The 16,965-nt window shown below is 65.0% G+C and carries 17 protein-coding genes; 8 read left to right on the forward strand and 9 right to left on the reverse strand.

All coding sequences use genetic code 11. The features are described 5' to 3' along the window. The first annotated feature begins 538 nt into the window (after positions 1–538). Positions 539–2,197 (forward strand): GH35 family beta-galactosidase, encoded by a 1,659-nt coding sequence (locus tag ACTJKY_RS19675; RefSeq protein ID WP_440847873.1) that lies wholly within the window; start codon positions 539–541, stop codon positions 2,195–2,197. A 509-nt stretch (positions 2,198–2,706) separates the two neighbouring features. Here ACTJKY_RS19675 and rlxS read toward each other — a convergent pair. From rlxS to ACTJKY_RS19715, 8 genes are all read right to left on the reverse strand, one after another. Further along, positions 2,707–4,704, reverse strand: coding sequence for a relaxase/mobilization nuclease RlxS (gene rlxS / locus ACTJKY_RS19680; RefSeq protein WP_440847790.1), 1,998 nt, complete (start codon positions 4,702–4,704; stop codon positions 2,707–2,709). Positions 4,705–5,036: 332 nt separating this feature from the next. Then, complete coding sequence (locus ACTJKY_RS19685) at positions 5,037–5,408, reverse strand: hypothetical protein (protein ID WP_440847791.1); 372 nt, start codon at positions 5,406–5,408, stop codon at positions 5,037–5,039. A 320-nt stretch (positions 5,409–5,728) separates the two neighbouring features. Continuing rightward, a complete protein-coding gene (locus tag ACTJKY_RS19690) occupies positions 5,729–6,358 on the reverse strand; it encodes a lytic transglycosylase domain-containing protein (RefSeq protein ID WP_440847792.1) in 630 nt (209 codons plus the stop codon). Further along, complete coding sequence (locus tag ACTJKY_RS19695; protein WP_440847793.1) at positions 6,346–6,918, reverse strand: S26 family signal peptidase; 573 nt, start codon at positions 6,916–6,918, stop codon at positions 6,346–6,348. The genes ACTJKY_RS19690 and ACTJKY_RS19695 overlap by 13 nt, the downstream gene beginning before the upstream one ends. Next, positions 6,911–7,135 (reverse strand): helix-turn-helix transcriptional regulator, encoded by a 225-nt coding sequence (locus ACTJKY_RS19700; RefSeq protein WP_440847794.1) that lies wholly within the window; start codon positions 7,133–7,135, stop codon positions 6,911–6,913. The genes ACTJKY_RS19695 and ACTJKY_RS19700 overlap by 8 nt, the downstream gene beginning before the upstream one ends. Positions 7,136–7,312: 177 nt before the next feature. Next, positions 7,313–7,633: a DUF736 domain-containing protein gene (locus ACTJKY_RS19705; RefSeq protein WP_440847795.1), complete on the reverse strand. Its 321-nt coding sequence runs from the start codon at positions 7,631–7,633 to the stop codon at positions 7,313–7,315. Between the two features lie 873 nt (positions 7,634–8,506). Beyond that, positions 8,507–9,013 carry a DNA -binding domain-containing protein gene (locus tag ACTJKY_RS19710; protein WP_440847796.1) on the reverse strand — a complete coding sequence of 169 codons (507 nt, stop codon included), beginning with the start codon at positions 9,011–9,013 and terminating at the stop codon, positions 8,507–8,509. A 79-nt stretch (positions 9,014–9,092) separates the two neighbouring features. Beyond that, positions 9,093–9,278, reverse strand: a complete 186-nt coding sequence (locus ACTJKY_RS19715; RefSeq protein ID WP_440847797.1) for a transcriptional regulator domain-containing protein — start codon at positions 9,276–9,278, stop codon at positions 9,093–9,095. A 223-nt stretch (positions 9,279–9,501) separates the two neighbouring features. Between ACTJKY_RS19715 and ACTJKY_RS19720 the strand changes: the two genes are divergently transcribed. From ACTJKY_RS19720 to ACTJKY_RS19750, 7 genes are all read left to right on the forward strand, one after another. Beyond that, positions 9,502–10,260 carry a LuxR family transcriptional regulator gene (locus tag ACTJKY_RS19720; protein WP_440847798.1) on the forward strand — a complete coding sequence of 253 codons (759 nt, stop codon included), beginning with the start codon at positions 9,502–9,504 and terminating at the stop codon, positions 10,258–10,260. Positions 10,261–10,316: 56 nt separating this feature from the next. Then, a complete protein-coding gene (locus ACTJKY_RS19725; protein ID WP_440847799.1) occupies positions 10,317–10,937 on the forward strand; it encodes an acyl-homoserine-lactone synthase in 621 nt (206 codons plus the stop codon). Positions 10,938–10,949: 12 nt separating this feature from the next. Continuing rightward, positions 10,950–11,828, forward strand: coding sequence for a phytanoyl-CoA dioxygenase family protein (locus ACTJKY_RS19730; RefSeq protein ID WP_440847800.1), 879 nt, complete (start codon positions 10,950–10,952; stop codon positions 11,826–11,828). Beyond that, a complete protein-coding gene (locus ACTJKY_RS19735) occupies positions 11,825–12,433 on the forward strand; it encodes a GntR family transcriptional regulator (protein ID WP_440847801.1) in 609 nt (202 codons plus the stop codon). The genes ACTJKY_RS19730 and ACTJKY_RS19735 overlap by 4 nt, the downstream gene beginning before the upstream one ends. Positions 12,434–12,547: 114 nt before the next feature. Next, entirely contained in the window at positions 12,548–12,667 is a 120-nt protein-coding gene (locus ACTJKY_RS19740) for a benenodin family lasso peptide (RefSeq protein ID WP_440847802.1), read from the forward strand. 52 nt (positions 12,668–12,719) lie between these two features. After that, complete coding sequence (locus ACTJKY_RS19745) at positions 12,720–13,382, forward strand: lasso peptide biosynthesis B2 protein (protein WP_440847803.1); 663 nt, start codon at positions 12,720–12,722, stop codon at positions 13,380–13,382. A gap of 83 nt (positions 13,383–13,465) precedes the next feature. After that, complete coding sequence (locus tag ACTJKY_RS19750; protein ID WP_440847804.1) at positions 13,466–15,121, forward strand: asparagine synthase-related protein; 1,656 nt, start codon at positions 13,466–13,468, stop codon at positions 15,119–15,121. Positions 15,122–15,322: 201 nt separating this feature from the next. Here ACTJKY_RS19750 and ACTJKY_RS19755 read toward each other — a convergent pair whose 3' ends face one another. After that, the gene (locus ACTJKY_RS19755) at positions 15,323–16,858 is read right to left on the reverse strand and encodes a Fic family protein (RefSeq protein ID WP_440847805.1); all 1,536 of its coding nucleotides are present in this window, start codon (positions 16,856–16,858) and stop codon (positions 15,323–15,325) included. Between the last annotated feature and the right edge of the window lie 107 nt (positions 16,859–16,965).

Here is a 16,965-nt window from a genome sequence, read left to right on the forward strand (position 1 = left end):
GGCTCGCATGGGCCATAATGATGCACGGCGACCGCTATCGCGAGCGATTGCAGTCGCCGCATGAGACTGTACGGCTGACCAGGTTGGAAAGGGCAAAGGAGCTATTGCACGAAAGCCAGTCGACACCGCCGGATCAGACCACCCTACTACGCTCACGCACCCGGAGTGCGAGTAAGTGATCGAGGATCCGGTCCACGGAAAGCATTATGAGTGGCGGCTACGACAGCCGTATCAAAGCATGGCAGTACCGACCACCAAGTGCATCCGCTCCCAAACCCTTGCCAACGTAGAGCCTTCCACACATGGGCGCGCAGCTGCCTGCCCCCCCTACCCAACTTCCCTTTCCACCGCTTACGCCGCTAAGGTCGGCAGTTGACGCGGCGCCAAGCTCCGCCGGACGTGAGTAAACACATCTCTGCTCACGCGAGCTCGGGGCCAGCGAATAACGGACCGAAGTTGCGTCCACGCCTGTAATGAGGCAACTGCTATCGATAACAACGCGGAGGACCCGGTGCGGAAATGGATCAGCGGCGCTCTGATGGGGGTTGCGGGCACGCTCGGACTAGTTGGTCCCTGCTACGCACAAGATCGTCGACTACCACACCTAGAACAGCGCGGGGGAGCGACGCAGCTGATCGTGGATGGTGCCCCGTACCTGATCCTGGGCGGGGAAACTGCTAATTCCAGTACCAGTGACTTGACCTATATGGAGCCGATCTGGCCCAGGCTCAAGGCTATGCATCTCAACACGGTGTTGGTGCCCGTCGCGTGGGAGACTATCGAGCCGGACGAAGGCCGGTTCGACTGGCGCAATCTGGACGGCCTCCTGGAACAGGCCCGCCGTAACGACATGCGGCTAGTGCTGCTGTGGTTCGGATCGTGGAAGAACACCTTCTCGAGCTATGTGCCTGCGTGGGTGAAGCGTGACCAAGTTCGCTTCGCCCGGGTGAAGCTGAGCGATGGGCGCGGCACTGAGCGACTGACTCCCTTCAGCGCTGCCTCGCGCGATGCTGATGCACGCGCATTTGCTAAACTCATGGGCCACCTGAGAGCCGTCGACGGGGAGCGACACACGGTGCTGATGGTGCAGGTTGAGAACGAAGTGGGCAACATCCCCCAAGCGCGCGACCATTCGCCTGCGGCGGAGAGGGCCTTTGCAAGTCCGGTCCCGTCGACCCTGATGCAGTATCTAGCGCATAATCGCACGAGGCTGAACCGTGACCTCCGGTCGGCGTGGGAGAATGCGGGCGGGTTGATGGGAGGCAGCTGGCAACAGGTTTTCGGCAGCGGATCGATGACCGACAGCCTGTTCATGGCGTGGCATTACGCAACCTTCGTGGAAGCGGTGACCGCAGCTGGCAAGGCGCAGTACAAGCTGCCGATGTTCACCAATGCCGCACTGATCCGGCCGAATTATGAGCCCGGCCAGTACAATTCCGGCGGCCCGCTGCCCCACGCGCTGGACATCTGGAAGGCGGGGGCGCCTTCCCTCGACTTTCTGTCCCCCGACATCTATTTTGATGACTTCGGCAATTGGGCTTCGCAATACACCCGCCCAGGGAATCCTCTGTTTGTACCGGAGGCGCGCGGCGGGCCAGCCGGGGCCGCTAATGCGCTGTACGCTTTCGGATCGCTGCACGCGATCGGCTTCTCCCCCTTCGGTATCGACGGCGCCGCTTCGCCGCCGGCGGCCGGGGATGCCAGCATCGGGGTGGGCACCGGCAGCGTCGATGATTTAGCGATTGCCGGCTTATACGCGCGGCTGGCGCCGCTCACACCTCTTCTTGTGCAGAAACAGGCGGAGGGGAAGGTCAGCACCATCATCATGGAGGGCGCAGCGCAGCGCACTGGCCGCCTGCACATCGGCGATTACATTGTGAATATGGTACGGGCCGAGGGGCTGGAGGGGCAAATCGACGCGAACAGCCGCGTCGCAGCCATGTTCCTGCAGACGGGGCCCTACGCGTTTACTGTTGTGGGCAGCGGCGATGCTGTCATCACCTTCACCGCCGACACGCCAGGTCCGGCCACTGTGGGGCTGGAAAGCATTGACGAGCTAGTGCTGCACGAGGGACGCCTGAAGCGCGGACGTCGGCTGAACGGAGACGAGAATGGACAAGGACAGGTGCTGCGTCTGCGTCGCAGCGATGCGGCCGAAGGGCGCGTGCATGAGGTGAAGCTCTATCGCTACGACTGAGCAAGCTTACGCGGGGGAAGCGTGAGCCGACGAAGTAGAGCTACGGCGGCTCTGACGCTGGCAATTGCCGATAACGACGCCAAAAGCCGCCGTTCCATTTTTCAACCCGAGACCAGCCTCCAGCCAAGGCGCCTGACGTTCCCACGTTAACATCTGCCTTAGGAAGCTCGACCGTTTCACAGGATGTGCAGTTTGGGCGCTTGCCTGACAGACAGCTTATCACAGGCAAATGGCTGGAGTTGGGCCTGCCGTTAGAAGCGTGATAAGCGAGCGTTGCATTGTGATCGCAAGCTGATGCATTGTGATAGCAAGCTTGCGCCCGATCGCTTTTTGGTGAGAGAAATTAGAAAACTCGGATAGGCAGGGCAGTGAGGTCGAAATCTACCGACCGGTCGCCTATCGCCTCCCCACTCTGTGAGCGAAGGGCTAGCCTTCTACTCGCTGCTCGGCAGTGAAACGAAACGTTTTCAGGCAAACTGTTGCATTACGCCCGCGCATGTCCGCCGAAATCATGAGATGTTCGGCCCGCTCCGCCCCCTTTCGACTGACCAGTTGATACCATCGCCGCGCATGAGTCCCGAAACCGCTTTTCCGACTTGGCGCTCCAGTACCGGACGCCAAGGCACCAGCGTAAAATCTCTGCTCCTTTCGATCAGCGCGAAGCGCCCGCTGAGGAGATCGACCGATCGGCGATAAATGCCTTCCACGCGAGCGCCTTCGGACGCGTCCCAGAACGGTCTTTTGAGCTCATCCGAAAGCTGCCCCGCCGCCCGCAACAGCTCGCGCCGCTGAAGCGCCGCGATCATGTAGTTCCTAAACGTCGTGCCGCCGTCTGCCTCCTCGGCAAAACCCTGCGCCACCAGCCACTGCCGACGACGCGCCTGGGCATCGCGCAGGTCGTGGCCGAACCCGGCGTCGCGGACGAGTATGGGCGCGGCCGAAACCAGCTCCCGGTCGATCCAGGTCGCGGCCTCTGCATCCACCAGCCGATCGAGCGGTTGCACCGACAGTATGGTGATCGCGACCGGACGGTCCCGCAACCGCACGGCCTCATAGGCCGCGACGCGGTCGAGATGGTCCGGCGCGATGATCCAGCGGCCCGACGGCTCGCGCTCGACGATACCCGATACCCGACGCATCGCCTCGAGCCGCCGGACATGGGTTTCAGCGAACGCCTGGGTGGCGGTCGGATCATGACGAAGATGGGCATCCACATCGTAACGCCCACCATTGCCAGCAGCGACCGCGGCGATGGTCTGGTCCACTTCCCGCACCTTCGGCCTGACCGGATCGATCCGTACGATCGCGCCACGCGGCAGCCCCCCATCGATTTCCGCGCCTCGGCCGATCGCCACGTAATGGCTGCGGCCATCCACGCCATCGACGATCAGGTAGTGGCGATCTTCATGCTCGTCCGCGAGCCCGTGCGCGAGCACCCGGCCGACCAGCGGGCGAGCGTCGGGCGCGGCAGGGTCGTAGATCGCTTGGTCGGCAGGTGCCCGGGTAATCGTGGCACGGGAAAATTCGCGCTGCATCGTGCGGATGATGTCGTCGCGTTCGCCCAGGTACCGAAGCGTATCGACGAGGTCGGGCGCGAGCCGGAAGCGGCCGGCGCCCAGTGACTCGGCCAAGCCCAGGCGCGACAGCTTCGCCAGCCGGGCGGCGCGCAGCGTCTGGTCGAAGGCGTCGCGCCCCTTGGTCGCGACCACCCGCTCGGCATCCGCCCCTTTGAGCAAGGCCCGGTCAATCGAGGTCAGCCGCTCCTGCTCGACTCCCGCGCGCAGCGACTGCTGGATCTCGCGGCTCGTACGCGGCCCCAGATCGAGATCGACCAGTTCGGCGGCGCGTTCGCGGACGCCGGTCGTCAGATAGTCGCGGGCAATGATGAGATCGGCGCCACGATCATCCTTTCCGCGGACGACGATATGGGCGTGCGGATGGCCGGTGTTGAAATGGTCGACCGCGACCCAGTCGAGCCTGGTCCCGAGATCCTCTTCCATGCGCGCCATCAGCCGGCGGGTCAGGGGTTTCAGGTCCTCATATTGATCGCCGTCCTCGGGCGAGACGATGAAGCGAAACTGGTGGCGATCGCCGGCCCCACGCTCGCCAAACGCCTTGCCGTCGAGCGCATCGGTATCGCGCCCGTAGAGCGTGCCGCGTTCGCCCTCGCGTGTCGTGCCGTCGCGCTGGAGATAGCGCAGGTGCGCGGCCGCGGCCGACAGCCCCTTGCCGGCGAGCTTGACGATGCTCGCTTTGACGACAACGCGACGGCTGTTTGATGCCGCATGGCCGCCGCGGATGGCGAGCACGCGCCCGACGCCCGCGCCGCGCCCGATCCGAGCGCCCGAGAATGCTCCTCGCGCGAGACCGGCCGCCGCCATGCCGCCGCGTGCAAGATTGGCGGCGGCGAGGACGCGGCCGAGATAGCGGCGGGCATGCCTGCCGCCCTGCTGGCGCTGGCGTCCGAGGATGGGCAAGAAGCTGTCGTGGTCGGCCATCATCGTCATTCCGGAGGCGTTGAGGGGCAAGCATGATCCCCAGCAGCCTCCAAGAAAACCGGTGCCGGCTAACGGGGCGGAATGCCGTTCTTTCGGTGCCGAACGGCACTGGCGCCGGGAAGACAGTGCCGCTGGTAGCTCCGAAAAACGATGTGCAGGCAAAAGCTTATGGAAACGCAGTGCCATAGCTTTATCTTGCCTTACGCCGCCCTACCCTCTTCCCGCTCCTGCCAGCCAATTCCGCCATCCTGTTGCCGCCCCTGTCGCCCACGCAAAGGCAAAAAGAAGCCGGGACGAAGGTGCCTGTCCGGCACCCTGTCCCGGCGTTTCCGATACCCTAATCAGTACGTCGCGACGAATGCTTCGCGTGCCTGGCGTTCGCTCCCGAAGCTGCGCCGCCCCATCAATCCCTGCACGTTGCCATCGCCATCGACGATGCTGACCGCGACGAACCAGCGGCCATCCAGCCGCCCCAAGATCGCGACCCGATCGAGTTCGCGATCCTCATCGTCTCGTGCCGGATACACCCCGAGCCAGCGCTCCGACAGCCGCGCGTCCCACAGGAAATCGCTCTCTTCGGCCTCCAGGAACCGCTGCGCCAGCGCCTCGCCCGCGCCCCGTCCGAACTCGATCTCGAGCCCCGCCACCAGCGTTGCCGCCACACGATCCATGTTGTTGGCCGACGCCGCACCCAGGACATGGAACATGGTCATGATCGCCTCCTTCGCTTGAAGTCCCCATCATCGAGGACAGACCTTCGTCGACGGGCGGCGGAGCGGCTGTCAGGGTCGCTGGAGGCGAAGCCGGAAGCGCCGCGTGAGCGGCGGCGGAGGAACCGATTTTGTTGCGCAGAAAACAAAAGACTCGGCTGCGCAGCAGCCTCCGATCCGCAGCAAAATTGGAGGGGCCGCCGGCCTTGCACAGCCGCTTCGCCGCCCGTCATGCTGGGCCCTCGCCGAGACGAGCCCCTCCCCCGCCTCTAGTCCCGCCGCGCCCTCAACATGCCCTCGTCGAGGTTGCCGTGGATGCTGGATCAGTGGGGGTTGCGAACCGCGAACAGGGTTTCGGCCGGCTTACCCGGCGACCGCGATGGCGATGGAGCAGCCGAGGCCGCGCTGGTCCGAAGCGCGACGAACAAGGCGGGTGGCTGCCGCTCCGGAAGGGATGGCAACACCCCCGCCCGCGTCCCCGACACCTGCGCCAGGTAGGCGCGTGTCTCCGCTGGCAAGGCGTGGCCTAACGCGAGATAGGCGGCATACCGGCCGGGGCCGGCGTTATAGGCGGCGAACATCCCCGGATAGCCGAAGCGGTCATACATCGCGCGCAGATAGGCGGCGCCTGCGAGAATATTGTCATGAGGGTTATGCGGATTGGCGCTCAGCCGGTGGGCGGCGCGCATCGCCGCCCAAGTCGCCGGCATTACCTGCATCAGCCCCATTGCGCCCGCACGCGAAGTGATCGGGCGTCCGCCGCGCATGGTCTGGCCGCCGCTTTCGGCACGCATCACTCGCTCGATCCACGCGGCAGGCACGCTGAACCGGGCGGATGCCTCGGCGATCTCGGCGCGCCAGCGGGATACCGGATCGGTTTTTGGCCGGCCAGCTGCGGCGGCGGTCGCTACCAAACACGCGACGGCGAGCGCGAGCGGCTTCAACGGACCCATAACGGGGTTGCCCTGCCAATCACATCCTGCGCGAGTGTCGGGCCGAAATAGCGCCCGTCGAACGAGTCCGGGGTCTCCGCCATGAGCAGAAAGACCATGCCCTGCCCGAGCCGGACGCACCCTTGCCAGGCTGGCAGCGGACGGCCAGCTGCATCAGCGGTGCGGCGCCTGGCGAGCGGCGTTCCGTTCACCGTCACCACATTTCCCATGCCGCATATCGCGTCTCCAGCAATCGCCGCGACGCGCTTCACCAGCGGCACATTTCTGGGCAGATAGTGGCGCTGCGCGGCCAGTTGCCGCGCTTCGCCCGGGGGCCAGGCGATCACCATGTCGCCGCGTTTGGGCACCGCTCCGGGCGATACGGCATAGAGGCCGATGGGCGCGCTGGCGCTCGCATTCCATACCAGCCGGGGCAGCGGCGGCAGCGCGACCGTGACGCTAAGACAGGCGATTCCGGCACCCAGCGCTGCTGCCCTGCGACGCAGCATCGCACGACGTGCGCGGGCGGCGCGCAGCGCGTCGCCCCAGGCGAACAGCGGCAGGTCGCGGCGCTCAACCACGATCGCCTCCGCGCGCGCGCGCTGCTGACCACGCCTCGATGTCGTCGATATGGTAGCGCCAGGTACGGCCATGCAGGCGGCATTTCGGACCCGTTCCCGCGAGGCGCAGGCCTTTCAGCGTCGAGTAAGCGATGCCGAGATGAAAGGCCGCCTGCTTGGCGGTCAGGTAGGGGCAGGTTTCGCGCGCGGCCTGCGCGCGGTCGACGGCATCATCCATGATTCCAGTCCCTCCATGCCGATGCATCGTGCGCCGACTGATAAGCGCGGATTGGATCGATCCGGCCGTCTTCGGCAGGGTCGCAAATTGATCCCTGCGATTCCGCCCCCCTTCTGACACCGGCGTTTCAGGTTAGGAGCGGTGCCCCGCGCCCTTGGCGAACGCGGGGCGGTTCGCTCAATCGGCCGGGCTCCAGATGATCGCGAAGGCGTCGTCATCATCCTGCCCGGCGGCGCGGCCGAGATTGGCGTAGAGCCGACGCGGGCCGAATTCGGGGGCGGCAAGCGACAGCGATACATAGTCGCGGCCGGACATTTCGCCGCGCCGGATCCATCCCGCCCCGACCTCGACGCCGGCCGCCGACACGCGATAGTCGGGCTGTGTGTCGCCGGATTTACGGGCGTTGGGGATGATCTCGATGTCGGTGCGGATCGAGAGCGTCTTGAGCTGGCCTTTGAAGCCTTCTCCGTTGCGGGTGACATAACCGATGGCGGGCATTGTTCGTCTCCTGAAAAATCGCCCCGAACCGTTTCCGGGCGATGGGCGGACCTAAGGGACGGTTACGGCGGGCCTGCGAACCGGCAGGCCGAAGCGCCAGCGGAGGATCGGAGCCGGAGGCTTATTTGAAGCGCAGCGACCGCGAGGAGCCCGCAAGCTCGGGTCCCCGCGCGGCATGCCGCGAGGGGTGGGCGCGGGCGGGGAAATAAGCCGCACGGCGATGGTTTCGCAGGATCGCGGCCGTCCCAGGTCCTGCGCCCGAGGAGCCGAAAACGGTGCGGGATACGCCAGCGACGATGATGACCATGCCGCCGGTACATGCCACGCGGACGATCCGGCGAGCCCAACGCGGACGCATCCCGATCGTTCAGAATCGACCTTTCTACCGCACCCGTGGCAACGCCGCCGACATCACCGCCGGGGTCGCCGATCACGACAGAACGGGTTCCGGGTCTGGCACGAAAGAGGCGGGAGACCCGCACAATGTCGATGATAGTCCTTCGCCTGCCACCAAGCTGCGCCGCGTGCTTCGGATCGTCGCTGCGTCTTCGGGCGACCGGTCCGGCGGGCAAGAACAAGATGGTGACGACATCCGCCTGAGGCGCGAAAAGCATGCTGGCGTCGCTGGAAATGGGGTCCCGAAAACGCGCGCGACAGGCGGGGTGCGGCGTCAATCAGGGGACGGCCAACCCGCAGGAGCCAGCGGCGTTCAACCTTGGATCAGCCTCGCAGCTCGGCACACAGATCGTCGCACAGGTCAAAATATCGGCACCCCGTTTGGTAGGCTCGCGCACCACCACGTCCCCGCCCAGGACGCGTACGATTCTCGCCCACGGCCCATGGTGGCGGATGTCGGAAGATAATGCGGGTTCATCAGAGGCGCCGCCGCATCAGCTGGCGATACCCGCCTTTCGCCAAAGCCCTTGCCTCGCGCACGAGTCGCCTGACGCGAGATCGTAGCGCGTCCGATCGGCCGTTCCACTCCTCGGCGACGCGACGCGCACCGAACAGGAACCCACCAATATCGCGCTGCCCGGCACCGTCGGCGAGCGCGTCATGAACACGCAGCAACTGGATGCCGCGTCCGATCCAGGGATCGCGCGGGAACAGCGAACGGCCGAAACGACCATGACGCTGGAGATGCAGCATTTGCCGCAACGGCAATATCGCCGCTTCTGCCTCGCCGAGTCCGTGCAGCCGGTAGTGAAGATGTACGACTGCTCGGTCGGTCAACTGTCCCTCTACGACATCCAGCCGGATATGGTGACTACCGTCGGAAAGGACAGCATGGTCGTAGCCCGCGGAATCGGTGACGACGGTGAGCCAGCGGGCCACGCGCCCCAGATCGAGACCGTCAGGATCACTCCGATCGGCCGGCATTGCCCGGACCCGCAGCGTTCCTGGATCAAGATCGGCATGCCAGATGAGCCGTGCCGCGGGCGCCGACCGGGCCGGGTCTTCAGCGAAAGTGCAGTCCCCACGGGCGGGGATCGACGATCCGGCCGCCGGTGATGCGGCTCGCCCGGGCATGCCAAGCGATGTAATTGGGGTCGCGGCGCAGCCATTCCCACATCAGACCGGCACGATCGATGTCGCGAAGGCAAAGATAGACGGCATCGTCCTGCCAGGACCAGACCATCGTCATAGACCTAGCGAGCCAGCGGCGTTACCGGTCCTGCCGCCGCAATGCGCAAACCCACTTCTACCTTCATGAACAAGATGATATGACAGACTCATGACAGGATTCGCCAGGCGGCGGCGTGAGGCCCCGCCGCTTGGCCCGTGCCATGAGAAAGGGCGAGCGCCGGGTTCGGGGCACCACGAGACGCCCCCGGTGGTCGCGACAGCACCAGATGCCATGGATGGGCATGGCGATGCAGCTTGCGCGCATCGTGGAAACCGTCGGCAGCGCCGACGAACTCGCTTCGGCTATGGCCGCCATTACTGCCGAGCTCGGCTTTCAATATTTCGCGCTCGGCCATCATGTCGACATCGTCGCAGCAGGCCCAGCGGCAATGCGATTGCACAATTACCCGCAACGCTGGGCAGACTATTATGACCGTAATGCGCTGGGCGTGTGCGATCCCGTGCATCGCGCAAGCCATGTCACCGGCATCGGTTTTAGATGGTCGCAAATGGCGACGATGATCCCGCTGACGCCAACCGATCTGAAGATTCTTACCCTTGGGCGGGCGCACGGCATCGGCAACGGCTTCACCGTGCCGGTCCATGTGCCAGGCGAAGCACGCGGCTCCTGTTCCTTCGCCAACGAAGCAGGGTGCCCCCTGCCCGAGACGACGCTGCCGCTCGCCCAGCTTGCCGGCGCGTTCGCGTTCGAGGCGAGCCGTCGGCTCTGGACCGGCCGCAGCAGCAACCCGGGCCAGTCCGGCCCCCGACTGACCGACCGCCAGCGCGACTGCGTCCTGTGGGTTGCCCGCGGCAAGGGAGATTGGGAAATCAGCCTCATCTTGGGGATCAGCGAGGAGACGGTCGCCCGACATATCAAGCAGGCCTGCGAGCGCTACGGCGTGAACAAGCGGACATTGCTGGTGATCCGGACGCTGTTCGACGGAACGCTGACTTTCTCGGATATCTTCCGCACCCGCTATGCCCCTTTTCGGGCATAGCCCAACGCAGGGCACCTCGCCGACCCTCGACCGAAACGGTCAAGGGAGACAATGCCATGCTGCATGTACTGCAATCCGACGCCCGGCCCGTGCCGGACGCGGTGTTCCGCGCGATGTTCGCGGCGCGCAAGTCCGTGTTCGTCGATCTGCTCAAATGGGACGTGCCCGTCCTTGCCGACCGCTACGAAATCGACCAGTTCGACGACGAACACGCCACCTATCTGATCCTGGCGCAGCCGGACGGTACGCATCTCGGATCGGCACGCCTCCTGCCGACCATGCGCCCGCATCTGCTCGACAGCGTCTGTCCGGAGCTGTGCGAGGATGGTCCGCCGCGCGCGCCGGACATGTTCGAGATTTCGCGGTTCTGCCTCGACCGACATCTGCGTGCAGTCGAGCGGCGCGCGGTGCGCGACACGCTCGTGACCGCGCTGGTCGACCACGCGCTGGCGCATGGCATCACCGCCTATAGTGCAGTTGCGACATTGGGCTGGGTTCAGCAGATCCTTGCCTTTGGCTGGCGCTGTTGTCCGCTGGGCCCCCCAAAGCGTGTCGAAGGCGCGCTGCTTGCGGCACTGCGCATCGACATCGCCGCCGACACGCCCGGCCTACTCGCCGCTGCAGGCATTCGGGCGGCCGCAGCGCTCCGAACAACGCCTGCACCGCAGCCTGCATAACGGAGGAGGCGCATGCTCGATCGAATGGATGCTTCCGATCTGATCGCTCAAAGCGCAGGCGACCTTCGCGCTCATGCTTGGTGCTTCCTTCACGATGTGCTGCCGCAAGCGCAGATTCGCGCGTTCGACGTCGCACTGGCGAACAGCTTCGCGACGATACCCTTCGGCGAAAGCGGCTTCTACGGCACGATCACCAAGCGATTGGGACGACTGCTGCTACGTGCGGCGGGCGCGGCGGCCCTAGTCCAGCACCCGCGGATTCTCGGCATTGTTGAGAGCATGCTCGCGGCCTGGTGTGGCTGCATCCAGCTCAACGCGACCCAGGCGATTGCCGTCCATCCAAGTGCGCCTGCGCACTTGCCACACCGCGATCAAGACAAGTGGCGTGGCCCGGTCGGCACCATCGAATATCTCTTCAACGCGATGTGGCCACTCACCGCGTTCACCCAACAAAATGGCGCGACATTGGTCTGGCCCGACAGTCATGGTGCGCTTGCCCTGACTGATACCTGTGGCCCGCCCTTCGCCGCAGCGGTGCGTCCGGGCGACGCCTTACTGTTTCTTGGTTCGACGCTGCACGGTGCCGCAGCCAATCGTTCGCAGGCGGTACGGCCCGGAATCATCATCGGATACGCGCTCGGCTGGCTCAAACCCTATGAGAATCAGTGGTTGGTCTATCCCCCTGAGATTGCGCGAAGCTTCTCGCCCGATCTGGCGGCGCTAATCGGCTATCGCCAGCATCGGGCCAATCTCGGCAATTTCGAAGGGCACTGCCCTGTGGTGCTGCTCCATGGGCCGGCCGATCGACCGCGGGGCGCAGTTGATGCGCTGCGCCCGGATCAGGAAGCGCTGGTCGAGGCGCATCTGAAGGCGCAGCGAGGTACATCGTGAACGCCGGGCAGACCGCCGAACGGGTTCATGGCGTACTGCGCATGCAGATCATGCACGGTCTGTTCAGACCTGGCGGACGGCTCGACCCGGCGGTACTTGCCACGACGCTGGCATCGAGCGTCACGCCGGTGCGCGACGCGCTCCACCGTCTGACCGGCGAAGGCCTCGTCGAGACGCGGACGGCGGGCGGCTTTTATCTATCCCCACTCGACGAACCTCGCCTCGAGGATCTCTATGACTGGTCCGGCGAACTGCTCCTTCTTGCGGTGCGCGCCTGGCGAAGCCCCTTTGCGCCCGGGCGCACTGCAGAGATGAACGGCGACGTAAGCCTGGCCGACCGCACCGCTGCCCTGTTTCTCGCCATTGCCCACCATTCCCAGAATGGCGAGCACGCGCATGCAGTCGACCGGCTCAACGCGCACGTGCATGCGGTGCGAATGGTCGAACCCGCGATCATCGGCGCGACCGATGCCGAACTCGACGCACTGGCGGCTTCTGTCAGCGCCGATGACCACGCCGCCTTCAGGCGTCTGTGTGCCAGCTATCACCGCCGACGTCGCCGCGCCGCAGCCGCACTCGTTCGCGCGGTCTATCGCGCGCGATGATGCGGACCGGTCTGGCCAACAAAATCGATATAGAATCCGTATAAAGTTCGGATTGCCGACCAAGCTTCCTAGTCTGCTCTCGCTGCACATCGCAGCAGGACCAAGGAGAGCATCATGGAACGCGAAGACGATCTGATCGACCTGGGCACCGCAAGCGTCGAGACGAAAGGAGCCGCCGGTCTCGTCATCGATACCAAGAACGGCCAGGAACCCTTCGGCATTGCCGAAGACTGACCGCGTCGGCGCACGGTCCTTCAAGGATCGTGCGCCGATCCGGGGTTCGACCATGAGCTACTCGCTCCGCGACGGCATCTCCTACTGCGAGGTAGGCGACCGCCTCCTCTTCCTAGACATCGTCGCCGACCGGTATTTCTGCCTGTCGCAGATCGTCGAGCACAGCTTCCGGCAGATGGTAGACGGCATGCTGCCGGTCGACGACCGGCATTTGGAGGGTCTTGTGTCGCGCGGCATGCTAATCCCGTCCGCTAGAACCGAAACGCCCGCGCTATGCGCTCCCATCCCAGTTCCGTCGTCGAGCATCCTCGACCGTCCGCTGGGTCCTGTCGGCTGGATTGCAACCAGCCGCGCGCTTGCCAGCCTAGACAGCACGCGCTTGCGTCTGCGGTGGTCAGGGCTCGGCCGGACGCTCTCGCACTTCAAAGCGCGCAAGACACGACTGGCCCAATCGGGTGCCCCTGCGAAAGGGAAGATCGACAAGATCATGGCAGGCTTTGCCGCCGCGTCGCGTATCCGCAGCCAGCGCGACAATTGTCTCGCCCAGTCGATCGCCGTGGCGTCGCGCATGATCGAATTGGGTGTCTCGCCCGAACTGGTACTAGGCGTCCAGCTCGGCCCCTTCTGTGCGCATTGCTGGGTCCAACAAGGCGACCGGGTGATCAATGACCGCGTCGACATGGTGCGGACCTTCACGCCGATACTCGTCCTGTGAAGGGTCGGCGCTTCCTTGCGCTGGTGTCACCTCCGGGTATCTCCCTGCCGCCGCCTGCGATCGAAAGGGCGCGCACGGCAGCAATGGCGCTCGCCCCGCTTATCGCGACCGACCGCCTTCTGCTGTGGAGCGATCACCCGAACCGGATCGCACATCCTGAAGGCCATGCCATCGTCGGCGACCTGTTCGACCGCGACATCACGCGGGCGGAGCAGACGCTCGGCGAGGCCGCATGGAGCAACATTACGCAGTCGCGCGGGGCAATGCTGATCGACCGCTATTGGGGCAGCTATGTTGCCTTTCTGTCTGGCGAAAGCGTCACCAGTATCGTGCGCGCGCCCTTCGGCGATCTTGGCTGCTACCATGCCGAGGCACACGGCGTTCGCCTGTTCGCCTCCGAACTCGCGCTGCTCGAAGCGCTGGGTTGCCCCCGCATCATTGACCCCGGCGCGCTGGCGCGCCACATCGCCCAACCAGAATGGCGTCGGAGCGAGACCTGCCTTGTCGGGGTCGCCGAGCTGCGCGGCGGCGATCGCCTGACCGTGTCGGCAGACGGCACTACCCAGCGACGCTTGTGGTCACCCTGGACGCATGTCGCGCCGGATCGGCAGATCAACGATGCTGCGCAAGCGACGCACCTAGTCCGGAGCGCCGTTTATCACGCTGTTCGTGCCCGTGCGGCCGGGAGCGAGCGTCTGGTCCTGCTGCTCTCCGGTGGCCTCGATTCCGCGATCGTCGCCTCCGGTCTCAAAGGGATGCGCGCCGACGTTATCGGGCTCAATCTCGTCGGACACGACGCGGCTAGCGATGAGCGCCACTATGCGGCGCTGGCTGCCCAAGCGGGGGGCATCGACCTGCAGACCCGACGCTTCGACCTGGCGCGCATCGATGTCCGCAGCTCCGGCGCGGCGCATATGCCCTATCCGGTGCATCGCTGCTTCACGCAGGCGCAGGACGCGATCGCTGCGGAGATGGCGGTGGAATGGGGCGCTGACCGCGTCATCGACGGCGGCGGCGGCGACAATGTCTTCTTCGCATCCCGGACCGTCGCGATCCTTGCCGACTGCCTCGCCTCACGCGGTCCAGGTCGCTGTTTCTGGGACTCGGCGCGCGTGCTAGGCGATCTCGGGCAGGCGGGGATCTGGACGCTGGCCTGGCGTGCGGTACATCGCGCCTGGTTCCGCTCGCCTGCCCCACGCCAAGCGCCGGCGATCGACTTTCTCTCGGACGTTGCGCGCGCCATCGTCCACGACACACCGGCGCATCCTTGGTTCCTGCCGCCACCCGATATTCTACCAGGCCGGGCGGCGCATGTCGCATTGCTGGTTCCGGCGCAGAACCTGGTCGAGGCGATCAACGCCCAGGCACCGCAGCGTGCGGTCTCACCACTGGTCTCGCAGCCCGTCGTCGAGGCGTGCCTGCGCGTCCCGAGCTGGCATTGGCTGGCGCCGGGCCGAGACCGTGCGGTGGCGCGTCTCGCCTTCGAATCGGATCTCCCCGCAGCGATCGTCTCGCGCCGTTCGAAAGGCACACCGACCGGCTTCGTCGCGGCGATCTTCGACCGGCATCGGCTCGCCATCCGCGACATGCTGCTCGGCGGACGCATGGCCGCGTTGGGCCTGATCGACACGAGCAAGCTCGCCGAGGCCCTCTCGTTGCCCGGCCCAGTTCGCGGCCTGCGCTTTGTGCGGATCATGGAACTCGTCGATGCAGAAGCATGGGCGGCAGCCCAAGGCTGAAGACTATTCGTGAACGCCGATCTGTCCGGCAGGACGTTGGACGGGGGCAATGGTGATGATCATCCGAGGGCGTTTTGCTGTCGTTTACGGATCACGGCGTTGAGGATCACGAAGGCTGGTCCGGCCTTATCGCCTCCGCAACACCGGACGGTTCCGAGCAGCAGTGGCGCTGAAAACTCAGAGACGCGGGTGGGGTGCAGATCAATCCAAAAAGCTAAACGCATATGCTTGCTCGGCTGCCGCAACTTCTTCGTCGTCGAGCGCAGCAAACTCGCGGGTTCGGGCGCGCCCCGACAATCTGCCGTCATTTTGTGCGAGGAAGCGGCGGAGCAGCTCAACCTGCGCGGCCGGCATCTCCACGATCTGCTGAATGCGTTCGCTGAAGCGTTCGAAGCCCTCAAGGAATTGTATCTCCTCCGGCATATCCTGCTCGATGACTTGCTCGACACAGGCGTAGAGAAACTCGGCGTGCCGAGTCGCGTCAAAGAAGCGATAGAAGTCCGCAGTGTCGTTCAGCACGCGGAGATTGCCGTCCCCCGTCGGCTCCCAGCTGATGCACGGAAGCAGCGGCGCCGAATAGGATTCCAGCACCGCGCGATACTCGGCGATCCTGCGGTAGATGGCCACGCTCACAGGGAAAATCAGGCCGGGCGGATTGAAGTTCGCAAGCGCAAGCGCGTGGTGGAACAGCCAACGATGGAGGCGCCCATTCCCATCGACATAAGGGTGAATATAGACGAAGCCGAACGCCAGGCAGGCAGCGGCTGCGACTGGGTCCATGCCGCCGCGGATGGCCCGCTCCGTGTAAGCGATCACCCCTTGCAGCAGCGATTGCAAATCCTCGGCCCGCGCGCTGACGTGATCCGGAATGGGCATCTGCGTGTCGCGGTCATGGATCCCGACAAAGCCCCCTTCCTCGCGTAGGCCGAGGCGTACGAAATGGTCATCGCCAATCACGATACGTTGCAGGCGGTCGAATTCGGCAAGGCTCAGCGGGCGCGTACCCGCCTGGGCAATAGCCTGCCCCCAGCGCGTCGCGCGGGTGCCCGAAGGCCGTTCCCCTTCGATCGCGAACGAAGACTTGGAATCATTGAGCAGCAAGAACGCCGCTGCGCGCGCCAGCAAATCGGGTCGGACGCGGCCAACGGTTTCGCGCGCGCGCACATCGAATTGCCGGGCACGATAAGCATCAAGAACCTCGGTTCTGCGCACCATCGGACAGAATTCAGGCGTTCCAGGCAGATTGTTGATGACCCTGTGCCTGGGCGAGGGTTCGCCCTTCGGGAGTGCGAGCTGGAACACCGGGTCCACGACGTCGACCGCGCGAACCTTTCCAGCGTCGGGGAGTTCGAGCCGGGTGTCGGTGAGCCACTCGTACAGGAACCAGATTCGCCGCGCATAGGCGCCGGTCGGGCTGGCCTCGACGATGGCGGCAATCTCTGCGGGCTGGACGGTATGGAACAGCCTCGCGAGAACAGCAAGATTCAGCCCTTCGTAGCGAAGCGCGAAGGTCAGCTGCGCGGCGAGCTCGAAAACCGGCGCGTGGCGCGGCGTGAGCATCCGCCACTGGTCGCTCGAGTGCGGATGGTGGCGTTCGGCAATCGCTGTCAGTCTGTCAGCAAGTGGAACCGCGAGATCGAAGCGTTCGATGAGTGCAGCGTAGCCGGCGAGAATGCCGGGCTCCGGCAAAGGAAGCGCGCGAAATTCGGTCACTGGCCGCGAAATCCATTCACGCATGCCAAATTCCTGTGAAAACCATCCTCAGAGCCGCATTGCTTCGTGGAAAGCATTCACAGCCTGCGAAATCCTATCACAAATATACGGATTGGCGAAAACCATTCTCC

The sequence above is a fragment of the Sphingomonas sp. 22176 genome, from assembly GCF_052045505.1.
In the GTDB taxonomy this organism is placed as follows: domain Bacteria; phylum Pseudomonadota; class Alphaproteobacteria; order Sphingomonadales; family Sphingomonadaceae; genus Sphingomonas.